Origin of the sequence: Micropruina sp., assembly GCF_047606365.1 — a bacterium.
Classification (GTDB): Bacteria; Actinomycetota; Actinomycetes; order Propionibacteriales; family Propionibacteriaceae; genus Micropruina.
The window spans coordinates 1-14,850 of the sequence record NZ_JASGEN010000077.1 but is presented as its reverse complement, the minus strand read 5'-3'; the positions used below and the strand labels follow the sequence as shown (position 1 = coordinate 14,850).

Sequence of the window (14,850 nt, the reverse complement as noted above, 5' to 3'; positions counted from 1 at the left end):
CCGGACCGCTCGCGTTCGGCACCGCAGGCTTGCGCGGCGCGCTGGGCCCCGGCCCGGCCCGGATGAACCGGGTGGTGGTCGGACGCGCCGCCGCCGGCCTGGCCCGCTACCTGACCGACCAGGGGCGTGCCGGCGGCCGGGTGATCGTCGGTTTCGATGCCCGCTACAACTCCGACGTGTTCGCCCGCGACACCGCCGAGATCCTGGCCGGCGCCGGCTTCCGAGTGCTGTTGTGCGACGAGCCCCACCCCACCCCGGTGGTGGCGTTCGGCGTCCGCTACTACGGCTGTGTCGCCGGCGTGATCGTGACCGCCTCACACAACCCGCCGCAGGACAACGGCTACAAGGTCTATCTCGGCGACGGGTCGCAGATCATTCCGCCGGCCGACACCGAGATCGCCACTCGGATCGAGGCGGCGTCCCGGCGACCGCTGCAGACCATTGCCCGCAGCGACGACTTCGAACTGCTCGGCGACGACCTGGTCGAGGCCTACGTCGACCGGGCCGCCGCGCTGGTCGCCGGCAGTTCCGAACGTGACGTCGTCTGGGTGCACACCGCCCTGCACGGCGTCGGTTCGGACGCGATGGCCCGAGCGGCGTGCGCGGCGGGCTTCCCGTCCCCGATTCAGGTCGCGGTGCAGGCCGAGCCCGACCCGGCCTTCCCGACCGTCGGCTTCCCGAACCCCGAGGAGCCGGGTGCGATCGACCTGGCCGTCGATCTGGCTCGCGAGATGGGCGCCGATCTCGCGATCGCCAGCGATCCGGACGCCGACCGGTGCGCCGTCGCCTGTCCGGTCGACGGCGACTGGCGGATGCTCAGCGGTGACGAGCTGGGCTGGCTGCTGGCCTCGGCGAGCCTGGAGGCGGGCGTCGAGGGAACCTACGCCTGTTCGGTGGTCTCCAGCACCCTGCTGGCCGACCTGGCCACGGCCCACGGGCAGCCGTTCCGGCAGACCCTGACCGGCTTCAAGTGGATCGCCCGGGTACCTGAGCTGGCGTTCGGCTACGAGGAGGCGATCGGCTACTGCCTCGACCCTGAGGCCGTCGCCGACAAGGACGGCATCACCGCCGCGCTGCGGGCGCTCGAGCTGGCCGCCCGGCTCAAGGCGGCCGGCCGCACCCTCGCCGACCGGCTCGACGACCTGGCCCGTGACCACGGCGTCTGCCTCACCGAGCCGCTCAGTTATCGGGTGGAGGATCTGACGGTGATCGGTGAGGCGATGGCCCGGCTGCGTCTCGCCCCGCCGCAGGCTCTGGCCGGCGAGCCGGTCGCCGTCGTCGACCTGGCGACCGACAGCGACGATCTGCCCGCCACCGACGGTCTGCTGTTCACCGGCGAGCGGGTGCGGGCCGTCGTCCGGCCGTCCGGCACCGAGCCCAAGTTGAAGTGCTACCTGCAGGTCAGGCTGCCGCCCGCCCCGCACGACCTGGTCGGGGCACGAAGTGAGGCGTCGGCCCTGCTGGCCCGGCTGCGCACCGACCTGGCCGGCGTCCTGGCGCTGTGAGCGCGCCGCCACCTGGCGCCGATCAAGCCGCCCACGCGCAGGCGTCCGCCCTACTCAGCGGGCCACGTCACGACCCGGACGTGGCTCGGCGCCTGGACGGCTGACCGACAAGACGCGGCTTGCCACCCGTCGCCCACTCGGCGAAACTCGCGGGGTATCGACCATGAAAGACCAATGCGAAGGAGCTGCAGCATGACCGAACTGATGGACGCCGCGCTGATGTATGGCCCCGGTGATATCCGCGTCGAACAGGTCGAGAAACCGGCCTGTCCCGAGGGCGGCTTCGTGGTCAAGGTGATGGCGGTGGGCATGTGCGGTTCGGACATCCGCAACCTGACCACCGACTCCCGCAAGGGCGTCTACCCGCACATCTACGGTCACGAGGTGGTCGGGCTGGTCGACCAGGTCGCGCCGGGCGTGAGCGGGTACGAGGTCGGCGAGATGATCTACGTCTACCCCGTCGCGCACTGCCTACGGTGTGATTTCTGCCGCAGCGGGCACAGCGAGCAGTGCCCGAACGTCGAGGAGTACACCGAGCAGCCGGGCGGCTTCGCCCAGTACATCGCCTACGGCCCCAAGCGCGTCGAGCGCGGCGCCACCTTCAAGGTGCCCGACGGCGTCGACCCGGTGCGGGCCGCACTGGCCGAGCCGATGTCGTCCACCTACGCCTGCGTGGACAACATCAACGTGACCATCGGTGACTCGGTGGCGATCCTCGGCGCCGGCCCGATCGGGGTGTTCCTGGCGATCCTGTGCCGAATGCGGGGCGCCAGCAACATCATCCTGGTCGACGTGAACGCCGACCGGCTGGACAAGTCGGCGGCGTTCGACGAGATCGACCACCGGGTCAACTCCAGCGAACTCGACCCGGTCGAGGAGGTGCTGCGGCTCACCGGCGGACTGGGCGCCGACAAGGTGATCTCGGCCAACCCGTCCACCATCGCCCAGCAGCAGGGTCTGCTGATGACGAAGCGGGCCGGCACCATGGTCTTCTTCGGCGGCGTCGCCAAGGGCGCCCTGACCGAGGTGGACAGCAACCTGGTGCACTACCGCGGCCTGTGGATCTACGGCCACTACGGCTCGAACACCATGCAGGTGCAGAAGGCCTTCGAGCTGGCGATCGACCCCAAATTCCCAGCCGACCGGCTGGTCTCGCATGTGCTTCCGCTCAGCGACATCAACCGGGCCATCGAGATGACCCGGACGGGTGAGGCACTGAAGGTCATCCTGACCCCCAACGGCCAGTAGCTCAGGCGATCGGGGCCCACTCCGGTCCGGTCTCGGCCAGCTTCGGGTCGAGCTTGGTGAAGATCGGGGTGGGCTTCGTCAGCGGCGTCCCGACCGCGATCGGACGGGACTCCCAGGTCGCCTGCTGGTTGACGTAGTCGCCGCGCAGCACCGGGTAGGGCGCCTCGGCGCCCGGCTCGGTGACCTCGGTCAACTCGGGCTGGGCCGCCCAGATGCCCTCGCCACCCAACGCTTCGAAGACCTTCTGCGCGGCGTGCGGCAGCAGCGGGGTGAGCAGCGTGTTGCAGTCCTGGACGACCTGCAGCGCGACGTGCAGCACGGTGTCGCGGCGGACCGGGTCGTCCTTCAGCTTCCACGGCTCCTGGTCGGAGATGTACTTATTGGCCAGGCCGACCACCCGCATCGCCTCGGTGGTGGCCAGCTTGAATTTGCACCGGCTCCAGGCGTCGCCGACGACCGCGTAGGCGTCCTTGGCGGCCTGCAGCAGCGCCTCGTCCGCCTCGGTCAGCTCAGCTGCTGCCGGGATCGCGCCGACGTTCTTGTGCGCCATCGAGATCGACCGGTTGATCAGGTTGCCCCACTCGTTGGCCAGCTCGAAGTTGATCCGGCGGACGAACTCCTCCCAGGTGAAGTCGGTGTCCTGGTTCTCGGGGCCGTTGACGGCGATGAAGTAGCGCAGCGCGTCCGGGCCGAAATCGCGCAGGAAGTCGCGCACATAGATCACGTGCCCGCGCGAGGAGGCCAGCTTGGAGCCGGACATGGTCAGGAACTCCGACGACACGATCTCGGTGGGCAGGTCGAGCAGCCCGAACGCGGACGGCTCGCCGCCCTTGTCGCCCTGGCCGTTGGCGCCGAGCAGGATGCCGGGCCAGATCACCGAGTGGAAGGTGATGTTGTCCTTGCCCATGAAGTAGTACGAGCGGGCCTCGTCGTTGCTCCACCAGCGCTTCCAGGCGTCCGGGTCGCCGGACCGCTTGGCCCATTCGATGGACGCCGACAGGTAGCCGATGACCGCGTCGAACCAGACGTAGATCCGCTTCATCGGGGCGTCCTCCCAGCCCTCGAGCGGGATCGGCACCCCCCAGTCCAGGTCGCGGGTGATGGCTCGGGGCCGCAGCTCGGCGAGCAGGTTCTCGCTGAACTTCAACACGTTCGGACGCCAGTCGGTGCGGGTCTCCAGCCATTCGCCGAGCGCACCGGCCAGCGCCGGCAGGTCGAGGAAGAAGTGCTCGGTCTCGATGAACTGCGGAGTCTCGCCGTTGATCCGCGACCGCGGGTTGATCAGGTCGATCGGGTCGAGTTGGCGTCCGCAGTTGTCGCACTGGTCGCCACGGGCGCCGTCGAAGCCGCAGATCGGGCAGGTGCCCTCGATGTAGCGGTCGGGCAGCGTGCGTCCGGTGGACGGGCTGATCGCACCCTGCTGCCGCTGCGCGACGATGTAGCCGTTGGCGTGCAGCGCGCGGAACAGTTCCTGGACCGTCGCCCGGTGGTTGAGCGTGGTGGTGCGGGTGTACAGGTCGTAACAACAACCCAGCCCGGCCAGGTCCTCGGCGATCACACGGTGGTACTTGTCCGCCGTCTGCTGCGGGGTCAGACCCTCCTTCTCGGCCTGCACCTGGATGGCGGTGCCGTGCTCGTCCGTTCCCGACACCATCAGCACGTCGTTGCCGGCCATTCGCATGTAGCGCGAGAAGACGTCCGAGGGGACGCCGAAGCCGGAGACGTGGCCGATGTGCCGCGGACCGTTGGCATACGGCCAAGCCACCGCGGTCAGGATGGGAGAAGTCATGATGCGCATCCTAAAGGCTCGACGCATACGGACCCGACGAGCGCCCATCGGTGGCTGGCCCGGGTTGGATGAACTGGGAGTTAACAAGGGGTTACGGTGGACTCTCAACCAAGTGTTTCCGCGGTGACGAGATTGTCCCTACGATGAACACGTGTCCCCCGAGCTCATACTCTTGGCGCTCGTCGTCGTCACGGCTCTGGCCTTCGACTTCACGAACGGATTTCACGACACGGCCAATGCGATGGCTGCGTCGATCGCCACTAAGGCGTTGACCCCGAAGACCGCTGTCGTACTGTGCGCGACCCTGAACCTCGTGGGCGCTCTGCTCTCGGTCGAAGTGGCCCTCACCGTGACCAACGCGGTGATCAATCTGCAGAATCCGGACGGCTCGCCGCGCGCTGAACTGCTCGCCGACGGCGGCACCCGGCTGCTGCTGATCCTGCTCGCGGGCCTGGCCGGAGCCATCATCTGGAACCTCGCCACCTGGCTGTGGGGCCTGCCCTCCAGCTCGTCGCATGCACTGTTCGGCGGCCTGGTCGGCGCCACCCTGGCCGGGCTCGGCTGGGGCGGCGTGAAGTGGGTCGGCGAGGGCAGCAAGGTGGACGGTGTGGTCGGCAAGGTCATTCTGCCGGGCCTGATGTCGCCGGCGATCGCGCTGATCGTCGCCCTGGTCGGCACCAGTCTGGTGTTCAAGGTCGCCGCCAAGCTCACCGAGCGGTACCGCACCCAGGGCTTCCGCTGGGGCCAGGTGGGCGCGGCCTCACTGATGTCGCTGTCGCACGGCACCAACGACGCCCAGAAGACGATGGGCGTGATCACCCTGGCGCTGATCGCCTCCGGGCACTGGGACAGCACGCACGAGGTGCCGTTATGGGTGAAGCTGGCCTGCGCCGTCACCATCGCGCTGGGCACCTATCTGGGCGGCTGGCGGATCATCCGCACCATGGGCAAGGGGCTGGTCGAGATCGAGCCGCCGCAGGGGATGAGCGCCGACATGGCGTCCGCCTCGGTGATCCTGGCCTCCAGCCAGCTCGGTTTCGCGCTGTCCACCACCCATGTGGCGACCGGTTCGATCCTCGGTTCCGGTGTCGGACGCCCCGGCGCGCAGGTGCGTTGGGGAGTCGCCGGCCGGATGGCGTCCGCCTGGCTGACCACGCTGCCGGCGGCCGCTGCCGTCGGCGCTTTGATGTTCCTGATCGGCAACGCGCTCGGACCGGGCATAGGTGCCAGCGTGGTGTTCCTGCTGCTCTGTGCGGCCGGCGGCTACATGTGGCTGCATTCGCGCAAGGAACCGATCGGCCATCACAACGTCAATGACGACTGGGCACCGGCCCCGAAGGACAGCAAGCCGGACAAGAAGGAGGTGGGGGTCTGATGTGGCTCACCGCCCTCGATGACGCGTGGCGGATCCTGGCCGCCGGCCTGATCCTCGGCGCCGGCCTGCCGATCCTGTTCGCGCTCGGTGTGAGATCCATCGCCTGGGCCAACGGCGACCTGCCCGACACCGGCCGAAACCCCTTCGGCAGGGTGCTCGCGGTCGTCCTGTTCGCCGTGGTGCTGCTCGCCATCGCCATCGGGATCGGCTACATCGTCGCCCACGGCTTCGGCTACACGCTCACCTTCGACGGCCTGCTGCCGTCCTTCGTCAAGCGCTGACCACCTATGGGTGCGGCGCTCCCCCACCCCTCAGCCCGGGCGCTACGACGCGGCCCGCGGCCCCACCTCGCCGGCTCTGTCATCGCGATCGCCTGCCTGCTGACCGGCTGCACGGCACCACCGTCAGCTCCGGCCGATCCTCAACCACGGACGCCGGTCGCCACCTCCAGCACCGCCGGGGCGCCGGCCACCCCGTCCGGATCGACTGCCGCCAGCACCCCGGGCTCGGCTCCCGCCAGCAGCCCCGGCCGAACCACCGCCACCCCGAAGCAGCCCGGGAAAGTCCTTGCCGGACGCACGATCGTCGTCGACCCCGGGCACAACGGACGATACGAGAAGTCGTTCAACACCCGGCAGGTTCCGGCCGGCAACGGAAGAACCAAGGCCTGCAACTCATCGGGCACCGCAGGCAAAGGGCTGTCCGAACATGCCTACACCTGGAGCCAGGCGCAGAAGCTCGCCGCCGAACTGGAGCAGCGCGGCGCCCGGGTGCTGCTGACCCGGACGAATGACGCGGGCCTCGGGCCCTGCGTCAACAAACGTGCCCAGGTCGCCAACGACGCCAAGGCCGACCTGCTGATCTCGATCCATGCCGACGGCAACGAGGCCAGGCAGGCTCGCGGGTTCCACATCATCGTCTCGACGACGATGGCAGGAGGGTCGTCGCTGGAACAGCGCTCCGCCAGGCTGGCCAGGCTCGCCCGCACCGCACTGGCCCAGCGCACGACGATGCCCCGGTCGAACTACATCGGATCCGGCACGGCACTCAGCCTGCGTTCGGACATCGCGACGTTGAACCTGCTCACCCGGACGCCGGGGATCATGCTTGAGATGGGCAACATGAGGCATCCGGCCGACCTCGCCCTGCAGAAATCGAGAGCCTTCCAGCACCAGGTCGCCGACGCGCTCGCCAACGCCGCACAGCGCGCACTCACCCGCTGACCCGAAGCGCCGGTCGATGCCACCCATCGCTGGTCGGACTTGTCGTAATCCCTTGCCAGGGTGGGAGCCCGGGTCTCGACAAGCTCGACCGACGACGAGTCAGCGCCTCCTCAAGCGGCTTCGGGGACGGCAGGCTCGCGCCGCGCGACCAGCGTCCAGGCCAGGAAGAACTGGGTGAGCGGACCGATGGCCAGGGCGAACACCAGGGTGCCGAGGCCGGCTGTGCCGCCCAGCGCCAGGCCGATCAGCAGCACCACCACCTCGATCAGCGAGCGGACCAGCCGCAGGCTGCGTCCGGTGCGGCGGGCCAGGCCGGTCATCAGCCCGTCGCGCGGGCCGCGTCCCAGCTGGGCACCGATGTAGACCGCACCGGCGATGCCGTTCAGCACCACCCCGGCCAGCATCAGCGCGATCCGCGGCGCCCAGTCGTCCACCACCGGCAGCCAGGCCAGGGACGCGTCGACCGCCAGCCCGATCACGATCGCGTTGGCCAGCGTGCCGACGCCCGGACGCTCCCCGACCGGGATCCACAGCAGCAGCACCACGAAGCTGAGCGCGATGGTGATCTGCCCGAAGCTGAGCGGCAGCCAGTGGGTCAGGCCGATGCTGAGCACGTCCCACGGGGCCACACCGAGGTTGCCGCGCAGCATCAGCGCGATCGAGAACCCGAACAGCACCAGCCCGACGAACAGCTGGACGACGCGGCGCGGCAGGCGACCGGTGCGCAGCTGTCCCAGCGGACCCAGATTGGAGATCTCGATCGGACGGCTCGTGCTCATGAAGCCATCTTGGCGAGGCAATGGCCTTGTTTGAAAGAGCCAATCGTGACACGGTGGCCCGGTGAGTGGCTCCATTCCCACCGGACGGGTGGCCAATCTGGTCGGCGACGTCCCCTCCCCCGCCTTCAGCGGGCTGGCGACGCGACTGGCGTCGGTGATCGCCGACGGCCTGCTGCCGCTAGACCAGCGGCTACCCAGCGAGCGTGACCTGGCCACCGCGCTGGGCCTCTCCCGGACGACGGTGACCAGGGCCTACGGCATGTTGCGCGAGGCCGGCTACGCGGCCGCCCGGCAGGGCTCCGGCACCTGGACGCGGGTGCCCGGCGGCCCGGCCCGCGGCCATGATCGCGCCCTGCTCCCCCAGCCCGACCGGGCCTCGACGATGGACCTGAGCTGCGCGGCGCCGGCGGCGGTTCCCGGCCTGGCCAGCGCCTATGCGGCCGCGGCAGCGGCCCTGCCGGCCTATCTCACCGGCCATGGCTATTTCCCGCTGGGTCTGCCCGAGTTGCGTGAGGCGATCGCGGATCGCTACCGGCGGCGCGGGCTGCCCACCTCCTCCGATCAGGTGCTGGTGACCTCGGGGGCGATCGCCGCCATCGCCGCAGCCGCGCAGGCGCTGCTCGGTCCCGGCGATCGGGTGCTGGTCGAGTCGCCGGTGTATCCGAACGCGGTGACCTCGCTGCGCCGGGCCGGGGCCCGGGTGGTGGCCGTCCCGGTCGATCCGGACGGTTGGGACCTGGACGCCATGGAAGCGTCGCTGCGCCAGGCGGCACCTCGCGCGGCCTATCTGATCCCGGACTATCAGAATCCGACCGGGCTGCTGATGGACGACGCCCAACGCGATCGGCTCGGCGCCGCCCTGGCTCGCAGCCGGACGGTGGCGATCGTCGATGAGAGCCACGCCGACCTGCATCTGGAACAGCTGCCGGTCCCGGCACCGATGGCGGCACACAGTTCGTCCGCGATCACGATCGGAGGCTCGTCCAAGGCGTTCTGGGGCGGACTGCGGGTCGGCTGGCTGCGAGTGCCGGACGGCCGCCAGCAGCTATTCACCCGGGCCCGGCTCGGACTCGATCTGGGCGCCCCGATCCTGGAGCAGTTGGTGCTGACCGAGCTGCTCACCGGTCCGGACGGCGACGCGCACCAGCAGCGCGCACGACTGCGCGCCCAGCGGGATGCCCTGGCATCAGCACTGGCCGAGCGGCTGCCCGAATGGCGCTTCCGCATTCCGGCCGGCGGGTTGTCGCTGTGGTGCGAGCTGCCCCGTCCGGTGGCCGCGGCACTGGCGGTCGAGTGCGAGCGCCGCGGCCTGGTGATCACCCCCGGCTCGGTGTTCGCGCCCGAGGGCGGGCTGGCGTCGTTCGTCCGGCTGCCCTACACCCGGCCGGAGGCCGACCTGCGGACGGCCGTGGATGTGCTGCACACCGCCTGGACGGCGCTCGACGGCCAGCACGACGTGGCTGATCCGGTGCGCATCCTGATCGCCTGAGTCTGCCGACCAGCACTCTCGGAAGAGCGCTGATCAAAGCCATCCATCGTCATCCCGGACCCGATCCGGGATCTCGCCCGTCTGAGATCCCGGGTCGGAGCCCGGGATGTCGTCAATGACCAGCGACTCCTAGGCGTGGTCGGTCACGTGCAGGATGTCGTCCGGGCCGAACGCCTGCGGCAGCACCTGCGCCATCGTCCGGACGCCTTCCGGGGTGTCCAGCAGCAACTCCGCCCCGCCGAACTCGTAGAGCAGTTGGCGACAGCGGCCGCACGGCATCAGCGGCTCGCCCAGCCCGTTGACGCAGGCGAAGGCGAGCAGGCGTCCGCCGCCGGTGGCTGCCAGCTCCGAGACCAGGCCGCACTCGGCGCACAGGGTGAGGCCGTAGGAGGCGTTCTCGACGTTGCAGCCGGCCACCAGCCGTCCGTCGTCGACCAGCGCCGCCGCCCCCACCGGGAACCGCGAATACGGCGCGTAGGCCCGGTCACACAGTTCGCGCGCCCGGGTCCGCAGGGCGTCCCAATCGATCTCAGCCATGGTCACCTCGAGTGTGTCGGTAGTAGCGGATCTCACTTCGCATACGGGACGCCGTCGGCGGCGGGGGCGCGGGTGCGTCCGATCAGGCCGGCGACGGCGATGATCGTGGCCAGGTAGGGCAGCATCAGCAGGAACTGGCTGGGCACCGGTGTGTTCAGGGTCTGCAACTGGGACGCCATCTGCACCACGAAACCGAAGAACAGCGCCATGGTGGCGGCCAGCACCGGATGCCAGCGGCCCATGATCACCGCGGCCAACGCGATGAAGCCGTTGCCGGCGGTCAGGTCCTTGCTGAACGAGCCGATCGAGCCGACAGTGAAGAAGGCCCCGCCCAGCCCGGAGAAGACACCGGCGACCAGCACCGCCTGCCAGCGGACGCGTTTCACCGAGATGCCGACCGCATCGGCCGCTTCCGGGTGCTCGCCGACCGCCCGCACCCGCAGGCCCCAGCGGGTGCGGTAGAGCAGGAACCACACCACGACCACCGAGATCACCGCCAGGTAGACCAGGATGGTCTGGTCGAACAGCACCGGCCCGAGCAGCGGGATGTCGCTGAGCAGCGGGATCGGAATGGTGTCCATCGTCGGGGCGTTGTTCAGCGCCCGCGAGTTGGGCTGCACCAGCTGGTCGAACAGGAAGCCGGTGATGCCCGAGGCGAGCAGGTTGATCACCACGCCCAGCACCACCTGGTCGACCAGGTATTTGATCGCGAACAGGGCCAGCACGGCGGCCATCATGACGCCCGCCAGCACCGCCGCGAACAGCGCCGCCGGGATGGACTTGGTGACCGACCCGACCAGGGCAGCGGCGAATGCTGCGGTCAGGAACTGGCCCTCGATCGCCACGTTCACCACGCCGGCCCGCTCCCCCAGCGAACCACACAGCGCGCCCAGGATCAGCGGGGTGGCGGTGAACACGGTGCCGGCCAGCTGGTTGGCCACCGGGAAGGGCAGGTCCTTGCCGGCCGCCGCCCAGGTCAGGAAGCCGATCACCACCGCGAGCCCGGCGATCACCCCGGCCAGGGTGCGTTGCCGGCCACGCAGCCGTCCGGACAGGAAGCCGGCAGCCACCAGCAGGCAGGCCACCGCGGCGACCGCGACGACCGGCGCACCGGGAATGACGATCGTGGGCAGCTGGACGTCGGCGAAGGCGTCCGACAGCGCGAAGCTTGCGCTGCCCTCGGTGCCGAAGAACAGCACCCCCAGCATCACCCCGACGATGCCGATCAGCGCACCGGTGGAGATCCGGGCGCGGCGGGCGTCGCGGGACTCGATCACCTCGAAGTCGAGTTGCTCGGGGGCATCGGTCAGGCTCGGTGCACGCGATTCGGTGCTCATGCGTCCACCCCCGTCAGCGAGACGCGGGTCTTGCGGGCCTTCAGGAACGGCACCAGCGTGGCGACCAGCTGCGGTGCCGCGACGAACAGCACCACCAGCGCCTGCAACACCAGGGTCAGGGTGAGCGGCGTCTGCGCCACGCTCTGCATCGCCAACCCACCGGCGCTCAGCCCGCCGAACAGCAGCCCGGCCAGCACGATGCCGAGCGGCCGGGAGCGGCCCAGCAACGCCACCGTGATGGCGTCGAAGCCGACCGTGCCGACCAGTCCCTCGGTGAGCGGCACCGGCACCCCGTTCACCGACGGTCCGAGCGCCGCCTGGACGCCGGCCAGCCCGGCCAGCGCACCGGCGATGGTCATCGTGACGATCGTGGTGGCGCCCACGTTCATGCCCGCGGTCCCGGCGGCGGACGGGTTGGCGCCGACCGCCCGGATGGCGAAGCCGACGGTGGAGCGCTCCAGCAGCCAGCCGACGGCGACGGCAGCCGCCAGCGCCACGAAGAAGCCCAGATGGAGCTGCCCCCACAGCTGCGGGAAGGCGGCGGAATCCGGCACCTCGGGTGAAATCGGATCCGCACGACCCGGACGCTGGAAGGCCGTGGTGGTCAACGCCCAGGCCAGCAGCCCGGCGGCGAGGTAGTTCATCATGATCGTCACGATCACCTCGTGCGCGCCGGTGCGGGCCTTCAGCCAGCCGACCAGGCCGCCCCAGACACCGCCCACGATGAGACCGGCGGCCACCGCCACCACCAGGTGCACCACCGGTGGCAGCGACCAGGCGAAACCGACGTAGGCGGCAGCCATCGACGCCACGATCGCCTGCCCCTGGGCGCCGATGTTGAACAGTCCGGCCCGGAACGCCAACCCGACCGCCAGGCCGGCGCAGATCAGCGGAGCGGCGGCCGCGGTGGTGGCGGCGAGCGCCTCCGGTGAGCCGATCGCGCCGTTCAGCAGCGCCGCGTAGGCGGTGGAGACCTTGGTCCAGGCCGCGCCCAACGCCAGCCCGGGTGCGGTGAACAGGTAGGCGAAGTTGCTCGACACGGCCGGGTCGGCGGCGATCATCAGGATCGCTCCGACGATCAGGGCCAGTACGAACGCGGCGAGGGTGATCACCCAGTCGCGCCAGCGGGACCGGGCCCATTCCCGCACCCGTGACGTGCGCAGTGTCTCGGCCATCATTCGCCCTCCCCCTGCTCGGCGTCCCGGACCAGGGCAACCGCCTCGTCGTAGGGGACGCCGGCCATCATCATGCCGAGCACGTCGCGCGGGGTGTCCGGGGCGACGATGCCCACCACGGTGCCGCGGTACATCACCAGCACCCGGTCAGCCAGCGCCTCGACTTCCTCCAGTTCGGTGGACACCAGCAGCACGGCGGTGCCGCGGTCGCGTTCGGCGACGATCCGCTTGTGCAGGAATTCGATGGCGCCGACGTCCACCCCGCGGGTCGGCTGGGAGGCCACCAGCACCGACAGGTCCCGGCTCAGCTCGCGGGCCAGCACCGCCTTCTGCGCGTTGCCGCCGGACAGCGACGAGCCCAGGTTCCGCACGTCGGGCGTGCGGATGTCGAACTCGTCCCGCAGCGCCACCGCGTTGCGGTCGATGGCGCCCAGGTCCAGCGACAGCCCGGACGCGAACGGCGGCCGGTCGTAGCGGTTCAGCACCAGGTTCTCGGCGATGGTGAAGCTGCCGATGAAGCCGTCGTGCTGCCGGTCCTCGGGGACGAAGCCCATGCCCGCGACGATCGTCTGCCGTGGCGTGGCGTGGCTGATGTCGACCCCGTCCAGCTCGATCCGGCCGGACAGCACCGCGGTGTTGCCCAGCAGCGCGTCGGCCAGTTCGGACTGGCCGTTGCCCTGGACGCCGGCGATGCACAGGATCTCGCCGCCGGACACCTCGAAGTCGATGCCGTCCACCACCACGGCACCGGCTGCGTTGGCGACGGTCAGCCCGCTCACCTCGAGCCGGACAGCACCGGGCGCGGCATGCTCCTTGGCGACGCTGAGGTCGACGGCCCGGCCGACCATCAACCGGGCCAGCTCCTGCTCGGACGTCCCGGGCTCGGCCTGGCCGACCACCCGGCCGCGGCGCAGCACGGTGATCCGGTCGGCGATGGCCCGCACCTCGCGCAGCTTGTGGGTGATGAAGACGATGCCGCGTCCCTCGTCACGCAGGTTCTGCATGACGACCATCAGTTCGTCGATCTCCTGCGGGGTGAGCACCGCGGTGGGCTCGTCGAAGATCAAGTACTTCGCGTCGTTGGCCAGTGCCTTAAGGATCTCCACCCGCTGCTGGACGCCCACCGGCAGGTCCTCGATGACGGCGTCCGGATCGACCGGCAGGCCGTAGCGGGCGGACAGCTCCCGGACGGTCGCCCGCGCGGTCTTCATGTCCACCACCAGGCCGGGTTCGCGACCCAGGATGAGGTTCTCGGCGACGCTGAACACCTCGACCAGCATGAAGTGCTGGTGCACCATGCCGATCCCGGCGGCCATCGCCTGCTTCGGGTCGGCGAACTGTCGCGGGGTGCCGTCGATGACGATCTGGCCGCCGTCGGGCTGGTAGAGCCCGTACAGCACGTTCATCAGCGTCGACTTGCCGGCACCGTTCTCACCGAGCAGGCAGTGGATCTCACCGGGCCGGACGTCGAGGTCGATGGCGTCGTTGGCGACGAACGAGCCGAACGTCTTGGTGATGCCCTTGAGTTGCAGGCCGGCCGATTCCGCCGGCGGCGATGACGTGGAGCTGGTCATTCACACCGTTCCTTCCCGATCGGTGCCCTTGGGAACGTCAGAAGGGGGCGCGGCACGCGCCCCCTTCCGTCGGTCCTGCGGCAACTCTCAGGCGGTCGTCTTGATGGTGCCCGCGATGATGTCGGCCTTGATCTTGTCGAGCTCGGCCTTGGTCTCGGCGGAGACCTTCGAATCCCAGTCGTGGAACGGGGCCAGGTAGGCGCCGCCGTTGGCCAGCGTGCCCACGTAGACCTCGTTGCTGAAGTTGTTGTCCTTGGCGGCCTTGATCGCCTCGAAGACGGCCACGTCCATCGCCTTGCCGACCGAGGTCGGGATGACCGCGCAGTACTGCTCCTGGCTGACGCAGCCGTCGGTGTCCACCCACAGCGAGGCGACCTTGCCGTTGCTGGCCTTGGCCACCTGCAGGGCGCCCTCACCGGACGGGCCGGCGACCGGGAGCAGCACGTCCGCGCCCTGCGCCATCAGATTGGACGCCACCTTCTTGCCGCCGGGCAGGTCGCCGAACGGATCCTGGCCGCCGATGAAGGTGCCGTCCTTCTTGTCGATGTCCCAGCCGAGCACCGCGACGTTGGCGCCCTTGGCCTTGTTGTAGTAGGCGACGCCGCGGGCGTAGCCGTCCATGAACGAGGTCACCGACGGGTAGGGCGCGCCGCCGAAGGTGCCGACCTTGCCGGTCGTGGACAGCGAGGCGGCGGCGTAGCCGGCCATGAACGCCGGTTCGGCACTGTTGAACAGCAAGCCCTTGAGGTTGCTCGGTGCGGTGTTCTTGCCCTTGTCGTTGGTGTAGGCGAAGTCGACGATGGCGAAACTGGTGTCGGG

13 protein-coding genes are annotated in these 14,850 nt (G+C 69.9%); 6 read left to right on the top strand and 7 right to left on the bottom strand.

From position 1 onward, the window contains the following. Nucleotides 1-1,505, top strand: a 1,505-nt coding sequence (locus tag QM624_RS08835; protein WP_415090897.1) for a phospho-sugar mutase, incomplete at its 5' end; no start/stop codon positions are given. A 192-nt stretch (nt 1,506-1,697) separates the two neighbouring features. Further along, complete coding sequence (locus tag QM624_RS08830; protein ID WP_415090895.1) at nt 1,698-2,753, top strand: alcohol dehydrogenase catalytic domain-containing protein; 1,056 nt, start codon at nt 1,698-1,700, stop codon at nt 2,751-2,753. A 1-nt stretch (nt 2,754) separates the two neighbouring features. On the opposite strand, the gene metG is transcribed toward QM624_RS08830, so the two are convergent. Then, on the bottom strand, nt 2,755-4,542 hold the full coding sequence (gene metG, locus QM624_RS08825; protein ID WP_415090893.1) for a methionine--tRNA ligase: 1,788 nt from the start codon (nt 4,540-4,542) through the stop codon (nt 2,755-2,757). Between the two features lie 151 nt (nt 4,543-4,693). On the opposite strand from metG, the gene QM624_RS08820 reads away from it, so the two are divergent. The 3 genes from QM624_RS08820 to QM624_RS08810 are packed head-to-tail and all read left to right on the top strand — an operon-like array spanning nt 4,694 to nt 7,140. Beyond that, nucleotides 4,694-5,917 (top strand): inorganic phosphate transporter, encoded by a 1,224-nt coding sequence (locus QM624_RS08820; protein ID WP_415090891.1) that lies wholly within the window; start codon nt 4,694-4,696, stop codon nt 5,915-5,917. After that, complete coding sequence (locus QM624_RS08815; protein WP_415090889.1) at nt 5,917-6,198, top strand: hypothetical protein; 282 nt, start codon at nt 5,917-5,919, stop codon at nt 6,196-6,198. Before QM624_RS08820 ends, QM624_RS08815 begins: the two co-directional genes overlap by 1 nt. Nucleotides 6,199-6,204: 6 nt before the next feature. Beyond that, complete coding sequence (locus QM624_RS08810) at nt 6,205-7,140, top strand: N-acetylmuramoyl-L-alanine amidase (RefSeq protein WP_415090887.1); 936 nt, start codon at nt 6,205-6,207, stop codon at nt 7,138-7,140. A gap of 110 nt (nt 7,141-7,250) precedes the next feature. Here the strand turns inward: QM624_RS08810 and QM624_RS08805 are convergent, their stop codons facing one another. Beyond that, complete coding sequence (locus QM624_RS08805; RefSeq protein ID WP_415090885.1) at nt 7,251-7,919, bottom strand: YczE/YyaS/YitT family protein; 669 nt, start codon at nt 7,917-7,919, stop codon at nt 7,251-7,253. A gap of 61 nt (nt 7,920-7,980) precedes the next feature. Between QM624_RS08805 and QM624_RS08800 the strand changes: the two genes are divergently transcribed. After that, complete coding sequence (locus QM624_RS08800) at nt 7,981-9,408, top strand: PLP-dependent aminotransferase family protein (protein ID WP_415090883.1); 1,428 nt, start codon at nt 7,981-7,983, stop codon at nt 9,406-9,408. A gap of 129 nt (nt 9,409-9,537) precedes the next feature. Here the strand turns inward: QM624_RS08800 and QM624_RS08795 are convergent, their stop codons facing one another. The 5 genes from QM624_RS08795 to QM624_RS08775 form a co-directional block, all read right to left on the bottom strand. Continuing rightward, nucleotides 9,538-9,945 carry a cytidine deaminase gene (locus QM624_RS08795; RefSeq protein WP_415090881.1) on the bottom strand — a complete coding sequence of 136 codons (408 nt, stop codon included), beginning with the start codon at nt 9,943-9,945 and terminating at the stop codon, nt 9,538-9,540. Nucleotides 9,946-9,977: 32 nt separating this feature from the next. Further along, on the bottom strand, nt 9,978-11,282 hold the full coding sequence (locus QM624_RS08790) for an ABC transporter permease (protein ID WP_366521495.1): 1,305 nt from the start codon (nt 11,280-11,282) through the stop codon (nt 9,978-9,980). Beyond that, a complete protein-coding gene (locus tag QM624_RS08785; RefSeq protein WP_415090878.1) occupies nt 11,279-12,460 on the bottom strand; it encodes an ABC transporter permease in 1,182 nt (393 codons plus the stop codon). Before QM624_RS08785 ends, QM624_RS08790 begins: the two co-directional genes overlap by 4 nt. Continuing rightward, nucleotides 12,457-14,031, bottom strand: a complete 1,575-nt coding sequence (locus QM624_RS08780; protein WP_415090876.1) for an ABC transporter ATP-binding protein — start codon at nt 14,029-14,031, stop codon at nt 12,457-12,459. Before QM624_RS08780 ends, QM624_RS08785 begins: the two co-directional genes overlap by 4 nt. A gap of 87 nt (nt 14,032-14,118) precedes the next feature. After that, on the bottom strand, nt 14,119-14,850 hold a 732-nt coding region (locus tag QM624_RS08775), incomplete at its 5' end, for a BMP family lipoprotein (RefSeq protein ID WP_415090874.1).

What these genes read in the sequence shown, in the direction of transcription:
- QM624_RS08830 (WP_415090895.1), top strand. Translation starts at nt 1,698, where the DNA reads ATGACCGAACTGATGGACGCCGCGCTGATGTATGGCCCCGGTGATATC.
- metG (WP_415090893.1), bottom strand. Translation starts at nt 4,542, where the DNA reads ATGACTTCTCCCATCCTGACCGCGGTGGCTTGGCCGTATGCCAACGGT.
- QM624_RS08815 (WP_415090889.1), top strand. Translation starts at nt 5,917, where the DNA reads ATGTGGCTCACCGCCCTCGATGACGCGTGGCGGATCCTGGCCGCCGGC.
- QM624_RS08810 (WP_415090887.1), top strand. Translation starts at nt 6,205, where the DNA reads ATGGGTGCGGCGCTCCCCCACCCCTCAGCCCGGGCGCTACGACGCGGC.
- QM624_RS08805 (WP_415090885.1), bottom strand. Translation starts at nt 7,919, where the DNA reads ATGAGCACGAGCCGTCCGATCGAGATCTCCAATCTGGGTCCGCTGGGA.
- QM624_RS08795 (WP_415090881.1), bottom strand. Translation starts at nt 9,945, where the DNA reads ATGGCTGAGATCGATTGGGACGCCCTGCGGACCCGGGCGCGCGAACTG.
- QM624_RS08790 (WP_366521495.1), bottom strand. Translation starts at nt 11,282, where the DNA reads ATGAGCACCGAATCGCGTGCACCGAGCCTGACCGATGCCCCCGAGCAA.
- QM624_RS08785 (WP_415090878.1), bottom strand. Translation starts at nt 12,460, where the DNA reads ATGATGGCCGAGACACTGCGCACGTCACGGGTGCGGGAATGGGCCCGG.
- QM624_RS08780 (WP_415090876.1), bottom strand. Translation starts at nt 14,031, where the DNA reads ATGACCAGCTCCACGTCATCGCCGCCGGCGGAATCGGCCGGCCTGCAA.